Origin of the sequence: Streptomyces sp. M-16 (assembly GCF_052114405.1) — a bacterium.
Taxonomy (GTDB): Bacteria; Actinomycetota; Actinomycetes; order Streptomycetales; family Streptomycetaceae; genus Streptomyces.
The window spans coordinates 125,243-145,644 of sequence record NZ_JBFRER010000002.1 but is presented as its reverse complement, the minus strand read 5'-3'; the positions used below and the strand labels follow the sequence as shown (position 1 = coordinate 145,644).

Genomic DNA, 20,402 nt, shown 5'->3' with positions numbered 1-20,402 from the left:
GCCCCGACCTCTCGGCGAGGAGGCGGATCGCGCACGCCGGATCGCTCGTCATCGTGCGCGCGACCCCGTAACGGTATGGCCTACGTCACATCACATGGGTGTCACATTCGGCGCGACCGCCCTGTCCCCCCTGCAGAAGCCGGAGAAGGGATGGACAGGATGAAGGCAGTCATCGTGTGTGCCTCCGTGTCACACGGCAATACGCGTCGTGTCGCCGACACCATGGCCCGGGTGCTGGGCGCGAAGGTCGTCTCCCCCGAGGAGGCCGGCCCGGCCGAGCTGACGGGGGCCGACCTCGTGGGATTCGGCTCGGGCGTCTTCCGCGGCAGCCTCCACCCCCGGCTGACCGACTTCGTCGAGGCGCTTCCCGCCGGGCGGGGCCGGGCGTTCGTGTTCGCCACCAGCGGGCTCCCCGAGATGCCGTTCGCGCCCTTCACCCGCCCCCTGGTCCGGCTCCTCGAAGGCAAGGGCTTCGCGGTGGACGGGAACTTCTCCTGCCGGGCGTTCGACACGTGGACGCCCTTCAGGCTCGTCGGCGGCATCAACAAACAGCGGCCGAACGCGGAGGACCTGGCCGCCGCGCGCGCCTTCGCCGAACGGCTGCGGGGCGGGACCCGGGGGTGAGGTCCTCGATCCGGATCATCGACGTACGTCCGGACCCGTATGCGGGACGCGGACCCGGCGAGGTCACAGGTCCTTGGCGGGCCAGTCGAGGAGGCGGGCGCCGATGACAGCGGTCTGGAGCGTGTAGCGGTGGGCCGGGTCGGTCGGGTCGGCACCGGTGAACTGGTGGATCCGCTCCAGGCGGTAGGTGAACGCCCGCACGCTCAGGCTCAGCCGCCGCGCCGCTTCGCTCGCGTTGCAGCCGGAGTCGAAATAGGCGATCAGCGTGTCCAGCATCGGACCGGCCCCGCCCCGCGCCCGCGTCAACGGCCCGAGCGTGCTCAGCACCAGATCGGCCATCGCCTGCCGGTCCCGCGTCAGGACCGGGTACACCAGCAGCTCGGAGGCGCGCAGCACCGGGTCGTCGAGGTTCATGCGGCCGGCCAGTTCGAGCGCGTTCAGCGCCTCCTCGTAGGAGTGGACGACCCCGCCCGCGCCCGCGTGCGGGCGGCCGATGGCCACCCGGCCGCCGTCGGTCCCCGCGTGCGCCTGTTCGGCGAAGTACATGAGGACGTCGTCCTGGTCGGCCGGAGCCACGCAGATGAGGCGGCTTTCCTTGGTGGTGAGCAGGATGCGCCGGTTCCCGAAGCGTCCCACCAGCGCCCGCTCGACCCGCTGGACCGCCGGGTGGACGTCGTCGTACGCCTGCGGGCCTTCGGCGACCGCGACCGCGTGCGTGTGGGAGAGCAGCAGCCCGAACCGCTCCGCGCGTTCGGAGAGACGCCCGGGATCGCTGCGGCCGTACAGGAGGTCTTCGATGAACTCCCTCCGGGCCGCCTCCTCCTTCCGTACGGCCGCCAACTGCGCCCGCTCGTGCCCTTCGGCGAGCGCGTCGACCACCTGCTCGACGGCGGCGAGTACGCGGTCGACGGGTGCGCGGGGCAGGTCGGGACAGGCGGTACGGGTCGTCGAGAGGTACTGGCGGACCAGGGGCCGAAGCCCGAACCCGGCCTCGGCGGCACGCTGGCCCACCGCCCGGCGCGACTCCAGCTCTTCGCGCGTGAGCCGACGGCCGGTCCCGCAGACCTCGGTGAGGATCCCGACGAAGCCGTCGAGATAGTCCTCGGGTATGTCCCGCCCTGCCACTGGATCTCCCGCATCTTGATGCGCCGCTTGCGCCTTCTTGACGTACAGCGGTCAAGGTTGGCAGACCGTCACCGTCAGCCTGCATTCGGCATCAAGATGCCGTAAAGACTGCTGGCGTCCGGCAATGCCGGGGGCCGTGCCCTCTTGCCAGGATGAGTGCGGGGGGACACGGGGGACGGTCCCGGTGCCGGGGGCGCGAACGCGCCCGGTGCCGGGTCCCGCCCCGCACCCGGCCCGACGGGCAGCCGAGAACGAAGGGGCGGGACCAGTGGATGAGTTCATCGACGCCGCCCTGGGATTCCCCGCGGGGATCTTCACCGTCGCGCTGGCCGTCGTCGTCGTGTACTGGCTGCTCGTCCTGTTCGGGGTCGTCGAGCACGACGCGTGGGAATCCGACGCCGGGTCCTGCGCCCTGGGAACGCCGGGTGTCCCGGTCGCCGTCTCCGCCTCGGTGCTGATCACCGTCGCCTGGTTCACCGGCCTCGTCGGCACCGTCCTGGCCGACCGTCTGGGGCTCGGCGGCGGCTCCGCCCTCCTCCTGCTCGCTCTCGCCCCGCTCGTCGCCCGCGGCGCGACGGGTCTGCTGCTCCGACCGCTGCGCCGCGTGTTCCGGCCCGACGACCCGCCGCCCTCGCGCCAGGACTTCATCGGCCGGATCGCCGTGATCCGGACCGGCCGGGTGGACACCCGCTTCGGGCAGGCCGAGGTGGCCGCCGCCGACGGCTCGACCGCCATCGTGCAGGTCCGCCAATATGCCGCGGACCCGCTGACCCGCGGCAGCATCGCCCTGCTCTACGCGTACGACGAACCGGGCGAGTTCTTCTGGGCCGCGCCGTACGACACGGCACTGGACCCCCGCACCACCGGCTGAGCCCTCGTCGGCTCCTGCCCGCCACCGCACCTTCACCGCAAGGACTTCACCATGGATGCCATCTCCCTGGGCATCGGCGTGCTCATCGCCGTTGTCCTGCTCGTCGCGGTCGCGTTGCTCGTCATCGTCAGCCGGCTCTTCCGCAAGGTCGAGCAGGGCAAGGCGCTGATCGTCTCGAAGATGCGGAAGGTCGACGTGACCTTCACGGGGCAGGTCGTGCTGCCCGTGCTGCACAAGGCCGAGTACATGGACATCTCGGTGAAGACGATCGAGATCCGTCGCACCGGACGGGAGGGGCTGATCTGCCAGGACAACATCCGCGCCGACATCCACATCAACTTCTTCGTGCGGGTCAACAAGACGGTCGAGGACGTCATCAAGGTCGCCCAGGCCATCGGCACGCAGCGGGCCAGCGACAACGCGGCCATCCAGGACTTCTTCGCCGCCAAGTTCTCCGAGGCCCTCAAGACGGTCGGCAAGCAGCTCGACTTCGTCGACCTCTACACCCAGCGCGAGGAGTTCCGGGACCGCATCATCCAGGTCATCGGCACCGATCTGAACGGCTACCACCTCGACGACGCGGCCATCGACTTCCTTGAGCAGACCCCGATGACACAACTGGACGCGGCCAACATCCTGGACGCACAGGGCATCCGCAAGATCACGGAACTGACGGCCGTCGAGCACGTGCGCACGAACGAGTTCCAGCGCACGGAGGAGAAGGAGATCACCCGGCAGAACGTCGACGCCCGGGAGACCATCCTGGAGCTGGAGCGGCGGCAGTCCGAGGCGGAGATCAGGCAGCGGCGCGAGGTGGAGACCCTGCGGGCCCGGGAAGAGGCCGCCACGGCCAAGGTGCAGGAGGAGGAACGCCTCGGAGCCCAGGGCGCGTTCCTGAGGACCGAGGAGCTCCTCGGGGTGCAGCGCGAGAACCAGGCGCGCGAGATCACCGTCGCCCAGAAGAACCGCGAGCGGGTCATCGCCGTCGAGAACGAGCGGATCGAGAAGGACCGCATGCTCGAAGTCATCGCGCGCGAGCGGGAGACCGCGCTCTCGTCGATCTCCAAGGACAAGGAGGTGGAGGCGGAGCGCCGTGAGGTGGCCGACGTGGTCCGGGAGCGGATCGCGGTGGACCGTACGGTCGCCGAGCAGGAGGAGTCCATCAAGAAGCTGCGGATGGTCGAGGAGGCCGAGCGCACGCGGCAGGCGATCGTCATCGGTGCCGAGGCGGAGGCACAGGAGCGGCTGGTCAAGGACATCAAGGCGGCGGAAGCCGCGGAGGCTGCCGCCAGGCACCACGCCGCGGAACAGCTGACGCTCGCCGAGGCCCGGCTGAAGTCCGCCGACTTCGACGCCCGCGCCAAACTGCGGCTGGCCGAGGCCGTCCAGGCCGAGACGGCGGCGGCCGGGCTGGCGGCGGTGCAGGTACGGGAGAAGGAGGCCGACGCGATCGAGAAGACCGGCCGCGCGGAGGCGCACGCGACCCAGGCACGGCTGACGGCACAGGCCGAGGGGACGAAGGCGCAGGCGGGCGCCGAGGCCGCGATGATCGGGGAGAAGCTGAAGGCCGAAGCGGCCGGGCTCACCGAGAAGGCCGCCGCGATGGCCGCGCTGGACGAGGCATCGCGCGGGCACGAGGAGTACCGGCTGCGGCTGGCGGCCGAGAAGGAGATCCGGCTGGCCGGGCTCGACGTGCAGCGCCAGGTCGCCGAGGCGCAGGCCATGGTGGTCGCGGCCGGACTGGAGAAGGCGGACATCGACATCGTCGGCGGCGACTCGGTCTTCTTCGACCGTCTCGTCTCATCGATCTCCCTCGGCAAGGGCGTGGACGCCTTCGTCCGGAACTCCGACACCGCGCAGCGCCTGGCGGGGCCCTGGCTGGACGGTACGTCCGACTTCACCCAGGACATCACGCGCGTGCTCGGCTCCCTCTCGACCGCCGACGTCCAGAACCTGACCGTGTCGGCGCTGCTGATGAAGCTCATGCAGGGGGCGGGAGCGCAGTCCGGACAGCTCGGGGAGCTGCTGGAGAAGGCCAACCAGTTGGGAATCGCCGAAATGCCGCTCACGAAGCCGGGCGCCGGCCTCAACGGGACGGCCAAGGCCTGACCCGGCCCCGGCCGACGCCCCATCCGCCGCCGGGACGGGCCGATACCGCAGACACCGTACGCACCCGCAGGGAGCCAGACCATGACCAGCGCGATGTCCTCCATGGACGCGGGCACCTACGAGGTGCTGCGGGACCGCCTCGCAGCGCAGTCCGCCGAGTTGGCCCGCCGGGCGGAGGCCCTCAACACCCGCCGGACCGAAGGGCTCGGCTCCACCGAGCCCGCCCTGGCCGGCTCGGGGGGCCTGCACACGGGGCAGAGCGCCGTGCCCCGCGACATCGTGGCCGTCGGCGGCGCACTCCTCTTCGGTCACGACCCCGTTCCCGGCCTCAGGCCCGGGACCGCGGTGAGCGACGTCCTCACCCTGCACGACCGCGACCTGAACCGGCTCCCAGGCGACGCCGTCCGCGGGCTCCTCGACGATCCGGCCTTCATCCGCGAATTCGCCGCCCTGTACCGCTACTACCGCCAGACGCGCCTCCTGCGGCTCCGCCACGTCGAGGGCAGACTGCTCGCCGTCTTCCGGACCGGGGACAGCGACGAGGACATCCGCGTCCTGCGCTGGGCCCTGGGCCACGACGGAACCGTCACGTTCCTGGACGCGCGCGGCGAGCGCGACCACGTCCTGCCGCCCGCGTACGACTTCGAGTGGACCGCAGCCACCCGCGAGGACCACGTCCCGGGCCGGCACCCGCACGTGTCGATCGGGGGAGAGATCTTCGTCGCCACGGTCGGCGGCCACCTCACCGTCAAGACCGAGGACGACACCGAGACGGGGGAGGGGATCCACCGGGAGCCGGTCGACGAACCGCTCCAGTCCCTCGCCGACGCCGACATCGATCACGCCCGCGTCGGACCACTGATCCTGCTGCGGGTGCGCCCGTACAAGGAGGAGCTCCCACGGCACCTGGTCTTCAACGGCATCACCAGGACGGTGGTCCGCCTCGACGCCCTCGGACAGGGGGCCCGTCGGCTGCCCGGGGAACAGGGGATCGTCTTCCCCGGCGGCTACCACCTCACCACCGGGCTCACCAAGACCTTCGACACCACCACCGAGGGCCTGGAGTTCGAGCGCGCCGTGCGCTCGCCCAACGGCGAGGACGTGCTCCACGTCTTCCACGCACGGGCGGAGGGACGCGGCCTGCTCCTGCCGTACAACCTGATCCGCAAGGAGGTCGCCACCCCGATCCCCTGCCACGGGTACGCGCTCTTCGACGACGGCACCCTGATGGTGCTGCGCACCGGCTCCGAGGAACCGGCCCGGGTCCACCCGGTCCAGCGGTGGAGCACCCCGTACGCCTGCGACACCCACGCGGCCGGCCGCCCGGTCGCTGCCGGGGCACTGGCCCGCGTCGGCAACGCCGACCTCGTCCGCGGCATATCGGACCTGCTCTCGATCGCCGGCGCGGTCGCGGACACGACCCCCACCGCCGCCGTCTTCGAGACGCTCGTGAGCGCCTGTGTCCGGGCCGATGACCAGCACCACTGGCTCGGTGACCCCGAACTCGGCGACCTGCGCACGCCGCTCGGCGAGCTCCGGGCCACCGCCGAACAGGTGCTGACCGAGTTCGGGACGGTCCAGGCCCTGACCCGGCAGGCGGCCGACGCGCTCGACGGGGCGGCGGGCCGGATCGCCTCACTGGTCCGGCGCATCCGGGGCGAGGGCCCCCGTACCACGGGCGACTGGGTGGACCGGCTGACAGAACTGCGCCGCGCCCAGGGGCACCTGCTCACGTTGCGGGAACTGCGCTACGCGGACACCGGGCGCATCGACGGGCTCGCCGCGGAGACCACCTCCGACATCGCCTCCTTCGCCGGACGCGCGATGGTCTTCCTCTCCCGCGAGGACGCCTTCGCGCCCCACCACGAGGAGGTCGGGCAGCTCACGGAGGAAGCCGCGGCGATCACCACGGTCGCCGGAGCGGCGCCACTGGCCGACCGGCTCGATGCGCAGACCGAGGGGCTGAGCTCCGTCACCGAGATCGTCGCCGGTCTGGACACCGGGGACGCGACCGTCCGGACATCCATCCTGGAGCGGATCGCCGAAGTGCTCGGCGGCGTCAACCGGGCCCRTGCCACCCTCGACGCCCGGCGCCGCGAGCTGCTCGCACAGGAGGGCAGGGCCGCGTTCGCGGCCGAATCCGCGCTGCTCGCCCAGACGGTCACCGGGGCCCTCGCCGCCGCGGACACCCCGGACGCGTGCGACGAGCAGCTGTCCCGCCTGCTGCTGGGCCTGGAGCACCTGGAGTCGCGCTTCGCCGACCACGACCCCTTCCTCACGGAACTGGCCGCCCAGCGGAGCGAGGTGTACGAGGCGTTCTCGGCCCGCAAGCAGACCCTTCAGGACGACCGCGCCCGCCGGGCCGAGCGGCTGGCGGGCGTGGCCGCCCGGGTCCTGGAGACCGTGACCCGCCGGGCGTCGACGCTCGCCGACACCGACGCGGTCAGTACCTTCTTCGCCTCCGACCCGATGGTCGCCAAGGTCCGCCGCACCGCTGACGAACTGCGGGAACTGGGCGAGCGGACCCGTGCCGAGGAGCTCGACGGCCGGCTGAAGGCCGCCGGGCAGGAAGCCGCCCGCGCCCTGCGCGACCGCAGGGAGCTGTACGCGGACGGCGGCCGGACCGTACGCCTGGGCCGGCACCGGTTCGCCGTCAACACCCAGCCCCTGGACCTCACGCTCGTGCCGCAGGGCGACGGCCTCGCCTTCGCCCTCACCGGCACCGACTACCGCTCCCCGGTCACCGACCCGGACTTCGCGGCCACTCGCCCCTACTGGGGCCAGTCGCTGCCCTCCGAGAACGCCGACGTCTACCGCGCCGAGTACCTCGCGGTACGGCTGCTCACCGAACACGGCCCCGCCGCCCTCGCCGGGGCGGACCTGCCCGCCCTGGTGCGGCAGGCCGCCGGGGCCGCGTACGACGAGGGCTACGAACGCGGCGTCCACGACCACGACGCGACCGCGATCCTGACCGTACTGCTGCGGCTCCACGAGGGCGCGGGCCTGCTGCGCTACCCGTCCCGGGCGCGGGCCGAGGCCCAGTTGTTCTGGGCGCACCGGACGACCGGCCCCGAGCGGGAGGCCTGGACCCGGCGTGCGGGCTCCCTCGCCCGGGTCCGGACGGCCTTCGGGGCCACCCCGGCGATCACCGCGTTCACGGCGGAGCTCGCCGGAGCCATCGACGGCGGCCCGCAGGCCGCCGAGTACCTCTTCGAGGAACTGGCCGCCGGTGGCGGGTTCGTCACCAGCGCGGCCACCCGGGTCCTCCTCGACACGTTCCGCCGGACGGTGGGGACCGCCGCCTACGACGAGGACCTCGCCGCCCTCGACGTGCCGGAGGACCGGCGCCGGCTCGTCGAGGCCTGGCTCACCGCCTTCGTCGGCGCGACCGGCGAGCCGGTCGACCCCGGCGACCTCGCGGAGGCGGTCGCCGTCGAGCTCTGCCCGGACCTGCGCCGGTACGAGTCGGACGCCGCCCTGACCGGTACCGTCGCCGGTCTCCTCGGCCGGCATCCGCGCATCACCGGCCGGACGTTCACCGTGCGCATCGACGAACTGCTCGGCCGGGTGCACGACTTCACGGCGGACACCGCTGCCGGGTTCAGGGCCTACCAGCGACGGCGCACGGAACTGGTGGCGAGGGAAAGGAGCCGGCTGAGGCCGGACGAGTACCGGCCCAAGGTCATGTCCTCCTTCGTCCGCAGCCGCCTCCTCGACGAGGTCTGCCTGCCGCTCATCGGCGACAACCTGGCCAAGCAGCTCGGCACCACGGGCGAGACCAAGCGCACCGACAGCAACGGCCTCCTCCTGCTGGTCTCCCCGCCCGGTTACGGCAAGACGACCCTCGTGGAGTACGTCGCCGACCGCCTCGGTCTGGTCCTGGTGAAGGTCAACGGCCCGGCCCTGGGCCACGACGTCACCTCCCTCGACCCCGCCGAGGCCCCGAACGCGACCGCCCGCCAGGAGATCGAGAAGGTCAACTTCGCCCTGGAGGCGGGCAACAACACCCTGCTCTACCTGGACGACATCCAGCACACCTCACCCGAACTGCTCCAGCGGTTCATCCCCCTCTGTGACGCCACCCGCCGGATGGAGGGAGTCTGGAACGGCCGGGCGCGCACCTACGACCTGCGCGGCAAGCGGTTCGCGGTCTGCATGGCCGGCAACCCCTACACCGAGTCCGGGCAGGCCTTCCGCATCCCCGACATGCTCGCGAACCGCGCCGACGTGTGGAACCTCGGCGACGTCCTGACCGGCAAGGAAGAGGCCTTCGCCGCCAGCTTCATCGAGAACGCGCTCACCTCCAACCCGGTGCTGGCGCCCCTCGCGGGCCGTGAGCGCACGGACCTGGACCTGCTCCTGCGGCTGGCGGCGGGCGACCCGTCCGCCCGCGCGGACCGCCTCGTTCACCCGTACCTCCCGGCGGAACGGGACCGCGTCCTCGCCGTCCTGCGCCACCTGCTCACCGCCCGGACGACGGTCCTCGCGGTCAACGCCGCGTACATCGCCTCCGCGGCGCAGAGCGACACCACGCGCACCGAGCCCCCGTTCCGCCTCCAGGGCTCGTACCGCAACATGAACAAGATCGCCGCCCGTATCGATCCCGTCATGAACGCCGCCGAGCTGGCCGCGCTCCTCGACGACCATTACGCCGCCGAAGCCCAGACCCTCAGGTCCGACGCCGAGGCCAACCTGCTGCGGCTCGCCGAACTCCGCGGCACCCTCACCCCGGAGCAGGCCGAGCGGTGGGCGGTGGTCAAGGCGGGGTACGTACGCGGCCACGGTCTCGGGGACCCGCGAGCGGATCCCCTCTCCCGGGCCGTGTCCGCCCTCGGGCTGCTCGCCGACCGCGTGGCATCGGTCGAAGCCGCCATCACGAGGGCCTCGACCTGCCCTCCGCCCGACCGCCCCTGACGACCCGCCCCGACCCCGCGGCGATCAGTGCTCGCAGAGGGAGAACTCCCGCTCGTAGAGCTGGTCGTTGTGTTCGTCCACGAAGAACTTGCGCTCCCGCATGAGCTCTTCCCGGTACTCCTTGGCCTGCTCCAGCGTCATCGTGGAGCTCTCGGACCAGGGCTGCTGGGGCGGGACATCGGAGGTCGAGGCGATCGTCGTCGAAGGGTCGACCAGGAAGAACGCGAGGATCTTGCGGTGTCCCGGCCGGGTGGGGTCCGCGAGGCGGAACGGGCCGACCCGGTGTTGCAGGATGTTCGGGAACGCCAGGCAGCGGCCCGCCGGGGTCGCCGCCGATCCCAGCACCTGGTTCAGCGCGTCCTCGTCCTCCAGGCCGTAGACCTCGCGCACCCCGTCGTCGTCGTTCTGCTCGTAGTCCGGGTCGTCGAGCGCCGCGCGGAAGCTCAGCCGGCTCTCGGTGACGTTCTCGCTGTCCCAGTAGTAGATGCCGGTCGAGACGATCCGCTCGTTCAGCATTCCCTCGACGTGCCAGGAGCCGCCCGTGTACTCGGGCCCGTCCGGGGTGAGGTGGATGGTGGCGAGCTTGACGATGACCTGCAGCCGCCGGCCGCGCAGGTCGACCCGGGCGTCCTCGGCGGGCGGCTCGGGCGGGGTGAAGTCCGGGGCGTCCGGGACGGCCGGGCGGCGGGTCTCCCGCCAAGCGTCGTAGGCGTCCCCCCAGGCGCTGCGGGCTTCCCGGTAGGCCGCGTCTTCGCTGAAGGAGGACCTGACCGGGTACACCGGCTCCGAGTCGTACCACCCGCGGGGATCGGCCTCGATGCGCGGCGGCCGCGGGTGGCGGAGGTCGGTGAGCACGTTCTCCCAGAGCGGCCGCATGCGCGCGAACACGTCCGGGAGGACGGCGGCGAGTTCGTGATGGGTCTCGGGGTGGACGTTGTTGACGTACGAACGGAAGGAGACCTCGCCCCCGTCACTGACGTCCACGTCCGTCGGCAGCCACTGGAACTTCTCCGAGAACTCGTGCTTCGAATAGTGGTCCGTCGGATTCCGCCAGGCCTCCTCGGGCCCGCCGCTCACGTCCCGCACCAGGCAGAACAGCGAGGGATGCACGAGGTCCAGCACCTGCCCGTCCGAGCCCGGATGCCAGTCCCGCTCGGCCTCGGGGACCTCTTCCAGCGCTCGGACCGCCTCGCGGAGCCGGGCGGCGAGCCCGGCGTCGATCAGCGCGTCCGACTGCCACACCCCGTCGACGCCCGACACCTCGATGCCGGTCCGCCCGTCCCGCAGGGCGGCGTAGTGCGCGAGTTCGGCGAGCACGTACCGCACCTGCGCTTCGGTGAGCCCCTGGGCGACGGCCTCCTGCGTCCACCGCGCGACGATGCCGGCATCGTTCATCTTGTCGGACCACCCCGGCTTCGCGCGGATGTGCGCGCTGCACTCCATCATCTCCAGCTCGCGCAGCGTCCGGGGTTGAGCGAACGCTATGGAACGTGACGCTTGGAAGGGCAGCGGAAAGGCAGACAGGCCGGTCAACTCTCAAGATCCCTACGGTCGGCGAACGGTGCCGGAAGAATAGCCGAGCGCTCTGACAGCGTCTTGGGCGTCCGGCAGAGCCCAAGTGGTGGTCCGGGAACGGCCGATCTCGGCCGGGTCCCCTCCGCAATGGCCGGGGGCGGGAGGGAGCGCGCGCAGCACAGCCCTCCCGCACGGGGCCCGGTCCTCAGGCGAATTCGGCCACGAGTACGGCGGTCGGGCCCGGCCGGGTGGAGTCCCCGGCCGCCCACGCGGTGAGGTGCTTCGGCTGAGTCGTGGACGGTTCCGTGTCCGTCAGTAGGGCGATGAGGGTGGTGCGGGCGCGGGCCACGCGGGAGCGGACCGTGCCGATGGGGCAGCCGACGGCTACGGCGGCCTCGGCGTAGGGGAGACCCAGGAGCTGGGTGAGGACGAAGGCCTCGCGGCGTTCGGCCGGGATCGCGGCGAGGAGTTCTGCCAAGGCGATGCCATCCTCGAAGCCGGGGAGGTCGTACGCCTGGTTCTGCTCGGCGGCGGTCTGCCAGTCGTGGCGGTCCGACAGCCGGGGGCGGGCGGCGGCGTGGCGCACGCTGTCGACGACGGTGCGGCGCGCGATGGACAGCAGCCAGGTGCGGGCGGAGGAGCGGCCTTCGAATCGCGGGAGCGCGGCGAGGGCCCGCAGGAACACGTCCTGGGTGAGGTCTTCGGCCGACTGGGGATCGGCACTGAGGTATGCCACGTAACGCCATACGTCGCGGTGCAGGGCCCGGACGAACCGGTCTGTCTTCGCGGGGTCGCCGTCGCGGGCGGCGAGGGCCAGTCGGGTCACCGCCGCGTCGGAGTCCGGCGTGTGCCGGGCCGGCCTTTCGCCGGCGGGACAGGGCTGGGTGGGCAGGGCAGGAGTCATCGCCACAGGTCCTTAGGGGCAAGGTGTCCGGCGCCGCACGCGGCGGGGCCGGTGAAGGGGTACGGCCGGCCGGAGGGCATGGCCGATGCCCGAGGCGCGACGGGCAGGAGAAGAGCCGTCAGCGCGCACTCGGGGAACCAGCTGTCACAGGACAGCGGTTCCCGTCGGGGGACCCCGTGAGGTGATGGCGTGGACGAGGAACAGCTGCGGGAGCGCGCGGCCGTGCCGTACCAGGCGCACGCGCACGCGCGGCGGGAGAGGTGCCGGGCCGAGGCCGAAGAGCAGACGCAGCGGCGTCCAGAGCCGGCCTGCGACGGCGCGCAGGATGCGGAAGGCGCCCTGTTCGCCGTAGGCCAGCCACAGGCCGCAGAGGAGTGCGGCCAGCAGGTGGGCGGCGAGCATTCCGGCCGATGACATGCCGGCCATGTCGTGACCGCCTGGCGGCATGAGTGCGCCGGTCGCATCGGATGCGGTGCCGGCCATGCCGGTCATGCCGTGCATGCCGTGCATGGCGTGGTGGGCGTGGGAGCCGGCGTCCGGGATGACGGTGCCGGGTGGTGGCTGGGACGTGAGGCCGGCGAGCCCCGCGTCATGGACGACCTTCAGGGCGTCCTGGGGGGACAGCGTCGACGCCGTGCCCTCCCCGCACATCAGGTACTCGGCCCATTGGCGGGCGAACGAGGTGCCGGACGGCAGGGAAGGGTGCAGGACCGACTGGGCCAAGGAGAAGCCCGAGTGGAGCGCGGCCTGGACGGCGACCGTCGCCGCGATCACGGTGAGCGGCCCGCGTTCACGGCTTGCGAGGGACCAAGCCGCAGCCGCCGTGCCCACGAACGCTGCGGACATCGCCCACCAGGGCACGCCCATGCCGGACATGAGTACGTGGCCGAGGGCCGCGAGCAGCACGCAGACGGCTGCGAACATCGCAGCCCGTACGGCTCGGAAACGGTGGCCTGGCGTCATGGCGGGTTCATCCTTGCACCAGCCTTCCGGGCTGCGCAGGGGGGTACGCACTTCCCGACAAGTTCTCGACCGAACCTGTGGTGCGCCGTGGCGGTCGTTCGCCCGGTGTGGTGCAGGGCACAGAAGGGAGAGGGAACTGCGGTGCCGGTCCATCCGACTGCCTTCCCAGTCGGTCGTGCTGTTCAACCTTTCGGGAATGGGGATTTCTGTGGCGCCAGAGGGCACGGCGGAAGCGACGGCGTCGGGACCAGCGCACGGCCGGGAGGTCCGGAGCCTGACCGCGCTGCTCACCTGCGCCATGGCGTTCTCGATGCTGCAGCTGTTCCTGCTCGGTGCGCTGGGACCGCGGTTGGTGGAGGAATTGAACATCTCGCCCGCGGTGTTGGGGCTGACGACCACCGTCGGATTCGGAACGGCCGCCGCGTTGTCCCCGAGCGGCGGCCGGATGGTGGACCGGATCGGGCCCCGGCGCTCACTGGTCCTCCTGCTCGCCGTCTCCGCCCTGGCGCTCGCGCTGATCGGGGCCACCCCCGGCGCAGGTCTGCTGCTGGGTGCGGTCGCGCTGGGCGGCATACCGCAGGCTCTGGCCAACCCCGCCACCAACAAGGCGATCCTGGCCGTGGTTCCGCCCGCCCGGCGGGGTGCGGTGACCGGCCTCAAGCAGTCGGGTGTGCAGTGGGGGGCGTTCGCCGCCGGGCTGCCGCTCGCCGCCCTCGCGGGCGGTCTCGGTTGGCGGGGAGCGGTGTGGACTGCCTCCGGGGCGGCGCTCCTCGCCGCGGTGTGGGCACTGCGCGCGCTGCCCGCCGACCCGCCCCCGCTATCGGCTCCGGCTGCCCGCACGTCGTTCGTTCCGCGGGGGATGGTGGCTTGGCTGGCGGGCTTCTCGCTGTTTCTGGGAGCCGGTATCGCTTCTGTGAACACCTACCTCGCCCTGTACGGGGTGCAGCGTCTGGGGATGGGCCCCACCGTGGCCGGTGGTCTGCTCGCCGTCCTCGGGGTTGCCGGCGTTCTCGGCCGGGTCGGGTGGTCGAAGGCAGCCCGCCCGGGCCGGGCCGAGTGGCTGCCGGGCCTGCTGGCCTGCGGTGCCGTGGGCGCGGCGGCTCTCCTGGCCGGCGGGCTGCTGGCCAGTCCGCTGGTGTGGCTGGGCGCCGTGGCAGTCGGGGTGTTCGCGGTCTCCGGCAACGCCGTGTCGATGGTGCTGGTCATGCAGCGCGCCGCCCCCGGCCGGGCCGGACAGGACTCGGCGCTCGTCGCGGCCGGGTTCTTCGCCGGATTCGCGGTGGGCCCGCCCCTGTTCGGCCTGCTCGCGCAGAGCGGACGGTACGGGACGGGCTGGATGCTGGTGGCGGTGGAGTTCACGGCGGCGGGAGCGGTCGCCTGCCTCTGGGCCGTACGGGACGGGCGACCGGGGACGGGGAGCGCAGCATGACCTCCGGCGACTGGGCCGGCCGGGCGCTCGCAGCCGTCATCGACCGGGTGAACGTGACCGAGGCCGAAGTGGGCGCCCGCTTTCCGCTGTACGCCGAGCCTTCCGACGGGCGGTGGAAGACGACCGGCCGCGGCTCGTGGACCGGCGGCTTCTGGGCCGGACTGCTGTGGCTGCGAGCCCGCTACACCGGGAAGGAGACGCACCGGCTGGCTGCGGCGGACTGCACGGCCCGGCTCGCACCCTGGGCGGATGCGGACACGGCCACCCGGGGATTGATCTTCTGGTACGCGACGGCACAGTCCTTCGCCTCCGCCGAGGCTGCCGCGCTGCAAGCGAAGGCGGCCCGGGCCTGCCTGGACTCCTTCGACCCCGAGGCGGGGGTCGTGCCCTGGGGTGCGGCGCTCGGCGGCCCCCGGCTCCTGGCCCGCGCGGACGCCGTACCGGGGCTGGTGCCCCTCCTGGCCGGAGCCGGTGACGAGGGGTCGGCCGTGGCGGCGGCACATCTGCACCGGCACCTGGATCTCTGCCTCGGGGTGGAGGGAGCGGGCAGTGGCGGCCGGCCGCGGCCCGCCTGGCAGTTCGACGCGGCCACGGGGTGGTACCCCTGCGAAGACCCGGCGCCGGGCTGGAGCCGCGGCGAGGCATGGCTGCTCCTGGCCGTGGCCGATGCGCTGCTGCGTCCGGAAGTTGCCGAACACCGGCCGGAGCGGCTCGTCTTCGCCGCCGAGCAGCTGCTGGTGCAGGCGGAGGCGCTGACCGGGCGGATCGTCCCGCCCAACGAGGCGTCCCGGCCGCGGGGGCCCGTCGACACCTCGGCCGCGGCGATCACCGCCGTAGCGCTGCTCAAACTGTCGCGTGCGCGGGYGCCCCGGGCCGCGGTGTGTTCGTACCGGGCCGTGACGATTCTGAACAGGCTGGCCGAGGCCCACCTCACCGGACCGAGCTCGGTCCGTCCCGCGGGAATGCTGCTGGACGGTTGTTACGACGCGGCCAAGGGCCTGGCGGTGCGCCACGAACTGATCTGGGGCGACTTCTTCCTGGCCCTCGGACTGGCCGCACTCGACGACCTCGTCGACATCACCCGCGTGTAGCGGACTCCTGGCCGTATCCGCGCAGGACCCGGCGGGCCACCGAGGTGATGTGCAGCTCGTCCGGGCCGTCGAGGATGCGGGCGGCGCGCCCGCCGCGGAACAGGGACGGCAGCGCCGTGTCGGGGCCGAGGCCGGCGGCGCCGTGGACCTGGATGGCGGAGTCGGTGACCTGCTGGAGCATCCGGGCGGCGGCGACCTTGGCCAGCCCCACTTCGGTACGGGCGTCCTGTCCGGCCGCGATCAGCGTGACCGCCTCGTGGACCAGGGGTCGGGTGGTGCGCAGCGCGAGGAGGGCGTCGAAGACGTGCTGCTGGACCAGCTGGTGGTCGGCGAGCGGGCCGCGCGATCCGCTGCGGGTGGCGGCGCGTTCACACATGAGGTCGAAGGCGCGCTGGGCTTGGCCGAGCCAGCGCAGGCACCGCAGGGTGCGGCCGAGTGCGAGGCGTTCGCCCGCGATGGCCAGGGCGTCGCCGCCTGCGCCGAGGAGGTGGTCGGCGGGCACGAGCACCCGGTCGAGTTCGATCTCGTACTGGCCCGCCGCCCCGAGCACGGGGAGTTCGCGCACGACGCGGAATCCGGGCGAGCCGGTCGGTACGAGCAGCAGGGACAGCCCCTCCCGGTCGCCTGCGGTCCCGCCCGTACGGGCCATGACGGTGACGAGGTCGGCGCCGGCGGCGCCGGAAGTGAACCACTTGCGGCCGCTGACGCACCAGCTGCCGTCGGCCCGGGCCTCGGCCCGGGCTCCGGTGAGGAGCGGGTCGGTGCCCGGCACGTCCGGTTCGGTCATGGCGTAGCAGGTACGAATCTCTCCCGCGACGAGCCGCTTCAGGTACTCCTCCCGCACCTGGGCGCTGCCGTGACGGTCCAGCATGGTGACGTCGAGCAGCGGGGCGGAACCCAGCGCGGCGGGCCCGTGATCGCTCGCGCCCTCGGCCTCGGCCAGCACCGCGTACTCACGAAAGGCGAGGCCGCCGCCGCCCAGCTCCGCCGGGAGCGGCAGGGCCCACAGCCCGGCGGCACGCGCCTCGGCCCGCAATTCCGCCAGGGCGGCGGCCGCACCTTCTCCGCCCGCGTCGAGCACCGTCTCGGCCGGGATCACCTTCGTACGGACGAAGTGGTCGACCCTCCCTCTCAACTCGTTGATCCGCGGATCGGGTTGACCCGCTCCGTCGTGTTCGGTGCCTGAATCCGTCACTGCATTCCTCCTCATTGCCGGGAACCCGTGGGAACTGCTGTCCGACTCTCTGTCCGAGGAACTGGTCGGGTGCGCACCCCTGCGAGTTCCCGCGTTCCGTTCGACCCGGGCGTCGGCCACCGCCGCGCCGGGAGAGGAGAGGCATGGCGTCCCCCACTACCACGCAGACGGTCCGGCCGCTCGACACACTGCGCTTCGCCACTTCGGGGCCGGCCCAGATCACCGGCGTCGTCGCCGAACACCTGCGGCTGCTCGGCGCGCGATCCGACGAGCGTGCCGACGAAGACCCGTCGGGCCGCATCACGCTCTTCGGAGCGGGCTTCGCGCCCGGTCACGCGACCGTGACCTGGGCGAACCTCGGGAGCGGGCTCGTCGACGAGGCGACCGTGCAGGCCGCGACCGGCATGATGGCGGTCCACGGCAGACGCGACGGCAGCCCGCGCGGACTGGCCGCCGACTATGCGGCGACGGCCACTGCCGTCCTCTCCGTACAGGGATTGCTCGCCGGACTGGTCGGCCAGGCCCGCGGGGGCGAGGCCTCCCACGTCACCGTGGGCGCCGACCGGGCCGGGCTGCTCGCCGTGTCCCAGTACCTCGCCGCGGCCGGGGCCGACGAGGGCGAGGCCGCGGAACTCGCGCCAGGAGGGCCGCCCTTCACCTCGTCCGAAGGCGTGCTGTTCGAGCTGGAGACCCTCGACCCGGGAGCCTGGGCCGCGTTCTGGCGAGCCCTGGACGCTCCGGCCGACGCGATACGCGTCGGCTGGCGGCCGTTCCAGTTCCGCTACGCCACTGCCTGCGCCCCCGTCCCGCAGGCCCTCCACGCCGTGACCCGCTCCCATCCCCTCCCACGCATCCGGGAGGCAGCAGTGGTCTCCGGTGCCGAGGTGTGCGTGCTGCGCACCCTGGCCGAATGCGCTCTGGAGGCCGACGGCGCCGCGCCCTGGTCGCTGCGGACACTGACCGATGGACACGCCCCAGTGAGCCCCCGTACGGCAGTTGCCCCTTCCGCAAGCCGACCGCTGGCCGGGCTGACGGTGCTCGAAGCGGGCCGCCGCATCCAGGCGCCCCTCGCCGCACACCTGCTCGGCCTGCTGGGGGCCGAGGTCATCCGGATCGAGCCGCCGGGCGGCGACCCCCTGCGCGGCATGCCGCCCGCCTGCTCCGGCGTGTCCGCCCGCTGGCTCGCCCTCAACCGGGGCAAGAAGGCCGTCGAGATCGACATCAAGGCCGAGGCCGACCGCCGCCGACTGCGGGAGATGGCCGCCGAGGCCGACGTCTTCCTGCACAACTGGGCCCCGGGCAAGGCCGCCGAGCTCGGGCTCGACGCCGAAGACCTCGCCCGCGTCAATCCCGCCCTGGTGTACGCGTACACGAGCGGCTGGGCCGACCGGCTCGACGACGCCCCCATGGGCACCGACTTCATGGTGCAGGCCCGCACGGGGGTGGGCGAGGCGGTCCGTCCCGAGGGCGAGCCCCCTGCCCCTTCGCTGATGACCCTGCTCGACGTGCTCGGGGGTCTGCACGGTGCCGAAGCCGTGCTCGCCGGACTGCTGCTCAGGGAACGCACCGGCCACGGCGTACGGGTGGACTCCTCACTCCTCGGGGCCGCCGACACCCTGACCGCCCCCGCCCTGCGGCGAGTGGCGCGAGGCCAGGACCCCAGGCGGCCGGCGGGTTTCCGGCAGCCGCTGCCGACGGCCGACGGCTGGATCGCCCCTGCCGACGAGAGCGCCGGCGCCGCGGCCGCGTACGACGTGCGCGACCTCTCCACCGGCGACGCCCTGGCGCAGCTGAGTGCTCACGGCCTCACCGCCACCGCCGTCACCACCGACCTCTCCGACCTGCACCACGACGCGCGCTTCGCCGGCTCGATCAGCCGCGACGCGCACGGTGCCCCCGCCGTTCCCGACCCCTGGAGCTTCGCATGACCGCCAACAGGCTCGCACTGCACGACCTGCTGCCCGCCGAACTCCGCCGCTCCTGGGTGGTCGACGGCACCTGCCCCGACCTCGACCTCTACAGCCTGTTCCGGGCCCGCCAGATCGCCGACCTGCACCACACGGCCATCCTGGACGCCAAGGGCAAACTCTGTTACACCGCCCTGGACCGCAAGGTGCGATGTCTGGCCACCGGCCTCAGAGACCTCGGCATACGCGAGGGCGACGTGGTCGGCGTGCAACTCCCCAACAACCGGGGCGCCGTCATCGCCGACCTGGCCCTGGCCGCGCTCGGCGCCGTCGCCCTCCCCTTCCCCGTCGGCCGCGGCACCCTAGAGGCCGAGTGCCTGCTCCGCCGGGCCGAAGCCGTCGCGGTCATCGCCGCGATCGAACACCGCGACTTCCACCACGCGGCCGACCTGCACACGCTCTCGCGGGCACTGCCCGCCCTGCGCCACGTCATCGCGGTGGGCCCCGGCACCGCACCCGAGGGAACGGCGTCGTGGTCAGACCTCATGCGCTCCGACCCCAGCGGCTTCGTCCCCGCCCGCCCGGATCCCGACAGCGCGGCGCGGATCCTGGTCTCCTCGGGCTCCGAGGCCGAGCCGAAGATGATCGCCTACTCGCACAACGCGCTGGCGGGCGGGCGCGGGAACTTCCTTGCCTCCCTCCTTCCCGACGGGACCCCGCCGCGCTGCCTGTTCCTCGTACCGCTGGCTTCCGCCTTCGGGTCCAACGGCACCGCCGTCACCCTCGCCCGGCACGGAGGCACCCTGGTCCTGCTCGACCACTTCTCGCCCGAGGCCGCCATCGCGGCGATGCGCGAGCACGAACCGACCCACGTCCTCGGCGTGCCCACCATGGTCCGCATGATGCTCGAGCGCCTCGACGCGACGAGCGAACAGGTGCCGCCCCCCACCGCGCTGGTCCTGGGCGGCGCTCCGCTCGACGAGACCACCGCTGCCGCCGCGGCGAAGGCGTTCGGCTGCCCGGTGGTCAACCTCTACGGCTCCGCCGACGGCGTCAACTGCCACACGGGGCTGGCCAACACCGTGCCGCCGACCGACGCATCGGGCGTAGTGGCGGGCCACCCCGACCCCCGGGTCGCCGAGATCCGCATCGCCGACCCCGACACCCACGCACCGCTGCCCGACGGCGACATCGGGGAGATCATCTCCCGGGGCCCCATGACACCCCTGTGCTACGTGGGCGCCCCCGATCTGGACGCCCGCTACCGCACCCCCGACGGCTGGGTCCGCACCGGCGACCTCGGCTACCTCGACGCCGACAGCGTCCTGCACGTCGTCGGACGTCTGAAGGACATCGTGATCCGTGGCGGCGCCAACATCAGCCCGGCCGAGGTCGAACGGGAAATCCGGACGCACCCACAGGTCCGGGACGTGGTGTGCGTCGGCGTTCCCGATCCGCTGATGGGGGAGCGGCTGGCGGCCTGTGTGGTGGCACGGGGCCCACAGGCTCCGACCCTGGACAGCCTGGGAGATCACCTGACCGCGCGGGGGCTGGAACGGCGCAAGCACCCCGAGCGGCTGCTCGTGGCAGAGGAGATACCCCTGACGGCAGCGGGCAAGCCGGACCGGTCGGCCCTGCGGGAACGCCTCACCGAGAGCCTGCCTCCGGCACACGGCGTGCCGGACGCGCCGCCTCTCGCCCAGGCCGGATGACCGATGAGCCCGGCAGCCGAGGGCTGCCGGGCTCATGAGACGG

At 72.8% G+C, this 20,402-nt stretch carries 13 protein-coding genes; 8 read left to right on the top strand and 5 right to left on the bottom strand.

Going from position 1 to position 20,402, the window contains the following annotated elements:
* The first annotated feature begins 159 nt into the window (after positions 1-159).
* On the top strand, positions 160-624 hold the full coding sequence (locus AB4039_RS01765) for a flavodoxin family protein (protein WP_442269816.1): 465 nt from the start codon (positions 160-162) through the stop codon (positions 622-624).
* A 63-nt stretch (positions 625-687) separates the two neighbouring features.
* On the opposite strand, the gene AB4039_RS01760 is transcribed toward AB4039_RS01765, so the two are convergent.
* Entirely contained in the window at positions 688-1,749 is a 1,062-nt protein-coding gene (locus tag AB4039_RS01760; protein ID WP_442269815.1) for a PucR family transcriptional regulator, read from the bottom strand.
* A 268-nt stretch (positions 1,750-2,017) separates the two neighbouring features.
* On the opposite strand from AB4039_RS01760, the gene AB4039_RS01755 reads away from it, so the two are divergent.
* The 3 genes from AB4039_RS01755 to AB4039_RS01745 all read left to right on the top strand — a co-directional run bounded on the left by AB4039_RS01755 (position 2,018) and on the right by AB4039_RS01745 (position 9,643).
* On the top strand, positions 2,018-2,620 hold the full coding sequence (locus tag AB4039_RS01755) for a hypothetical protein (protein WP_266837335.1): 603 nt from the start codon (positions 2,018-2,020) through the stop codon (positions 2,618-2,620).
* A gap of 51 nt (positions 2,621-2,671) precedes the next feature.
* Positions 2,672-4,729 carry a flotillin family protein gene (locus tag AB4039_RS01750; protein ID WP_266837333.1) on the top strand — a complete coding sequence of 686 codons (2,058 nt, stop codon included), beginning with the start codon at positions 2,672-2,674 and terminating at the stop codon, positions 4,727-4,729.
* A gap of 81 nt (positions 4,730-4,810) precedes the next feature.
* Positions 4,811-9,643, top strand: coding sequence for a DNA repair ATPase (locus AB4039_RS01745; RefSeq protein WP_442269814.1), 4,833 nt, complete (start codon positions 4,811-4,813; stop codon positions 9,641-9,643).
* 24 nt (positions 9,644-9,667) lie between these two features.
* Here the strand turns inward: AB4039_RS01745 and AB4039_RS01740 are convergent, their stop codons facing one another.
* The 3 genes from AB4039_RS01740 to AB4039_RS01730 form a co-directional block, all read right to left on the bottom strand.
* Positions 9,668-11,176, bottom strand: a complete 1,509-nt coding sequence (locus AB4039_RS01740) for a DUF4246 domain-containing protein (RefSeq protein ID WP_442269813.1) — start codon at positions 11,174-11,176, stop codon at positions 9,668-9,670.
* Positions 11,177-11,363: 187 nt separating this feature from the next.
* On the bottom strand, positions 11,364-12,062 hold the full coding sequence (locus AB4039_RS01735; RefSeq protein ID WP_442269812.1) for a sigma-70 family RNA polymerase sigma factor: 699 nt from the start codon (positions 12,060-12,062) through the stop codon (positions 11,364-11,366).
* A 144-nt stretch (positions 12,063-12,206) separates the two neighbouring features.
* Positions 12,207-13,025, bottom strand: coding sequence for a hypothetical protein (locus AB4039_RS01730; RefSeq protein WP_442269811.1), 819 nt, complete (start codon positions 13,023-13,025; stop codon positions 12,207-12,209).
* Positions 13,026-13,221: 196 nt separating this feature from the next.
* Here AB4039_RS01730 and AB4039_RS01725 point away from each other — a divergent pair, with 196 nt between their 5' ends.
* Both AB4039_RS01725 and AB4039_RS01720 read left to right on the top strand, forming a co-directional pair.
* Positions 13,222-14,454, top strand: a complete 1,233-nt coding sequence (locus tag AB4039_RS01725; RefSeq protein ID WP_266837323.1) for an MFS transporter — start codon at positions 13,222-13,224, stop codon at positions 14,452-14,454.
* The gene (locus tag AB4039_RS01720) at positions 14,451-15,545 is read left to right on the top strand and encodes a sugar ABC transporter permease (protein WP_442269810.1); all 1,095 of its coding nucleotides are present in this window, start codon (positions 14,451-14,453) and stop codon (positions 15,543-15,545) included. Before AB4039_RS01725 ends, AB4039_RS01720 begins: the two co-directional genes overlap by 4 nt.
* On the opposite strand, the gene AB4039_RS01715 is transcribed toward AB4039_RS01720, so the two are convergent.
* Entirely contained in the window at positions 15,532-16,740 is a 1,209-nt protein-coding gene (locus AB4039_RS01715) for an acyl-CoA dehydrogenase family protein (protein ID WP_442269809.1), read from the bottom strand. The genes AB4039_RS01720 and AB4039_RS01715 overlap by 14 nt on opposite strands.
* Positions 16,741-16,883: 143 nt before the next feature.
* Between AB4039_RS01715 and AB4039_RS01710 the strand changes: the two genes are divergently transcribed.
* Positions 16,884-18,668: a CoA transferase gene (locus AB4039_RS01710; protein ID WP_442269808.1), complete on the top strand. Its 1,785-nt coding sequence runs from the start codon at positions 16,884-16,886 to the stop codon at positions 18,666-18,668.
* Entirely contained in the window at positions 18,665-20,359 is a 1,695-nt protein-coding gene (locus tag AB4039_RS01705; RefSeq protein WP_442269807.1) for a class I adenylate-forming enzyme family protein, read from the top strand. The genes AB4039_RS01710 and AB4039_RS01705 overlap by 4 nt, the downstream gene beginning before the upstream one ends.
* Positions 20,360-20,402 lie beyond the last annotated feature (43 nt).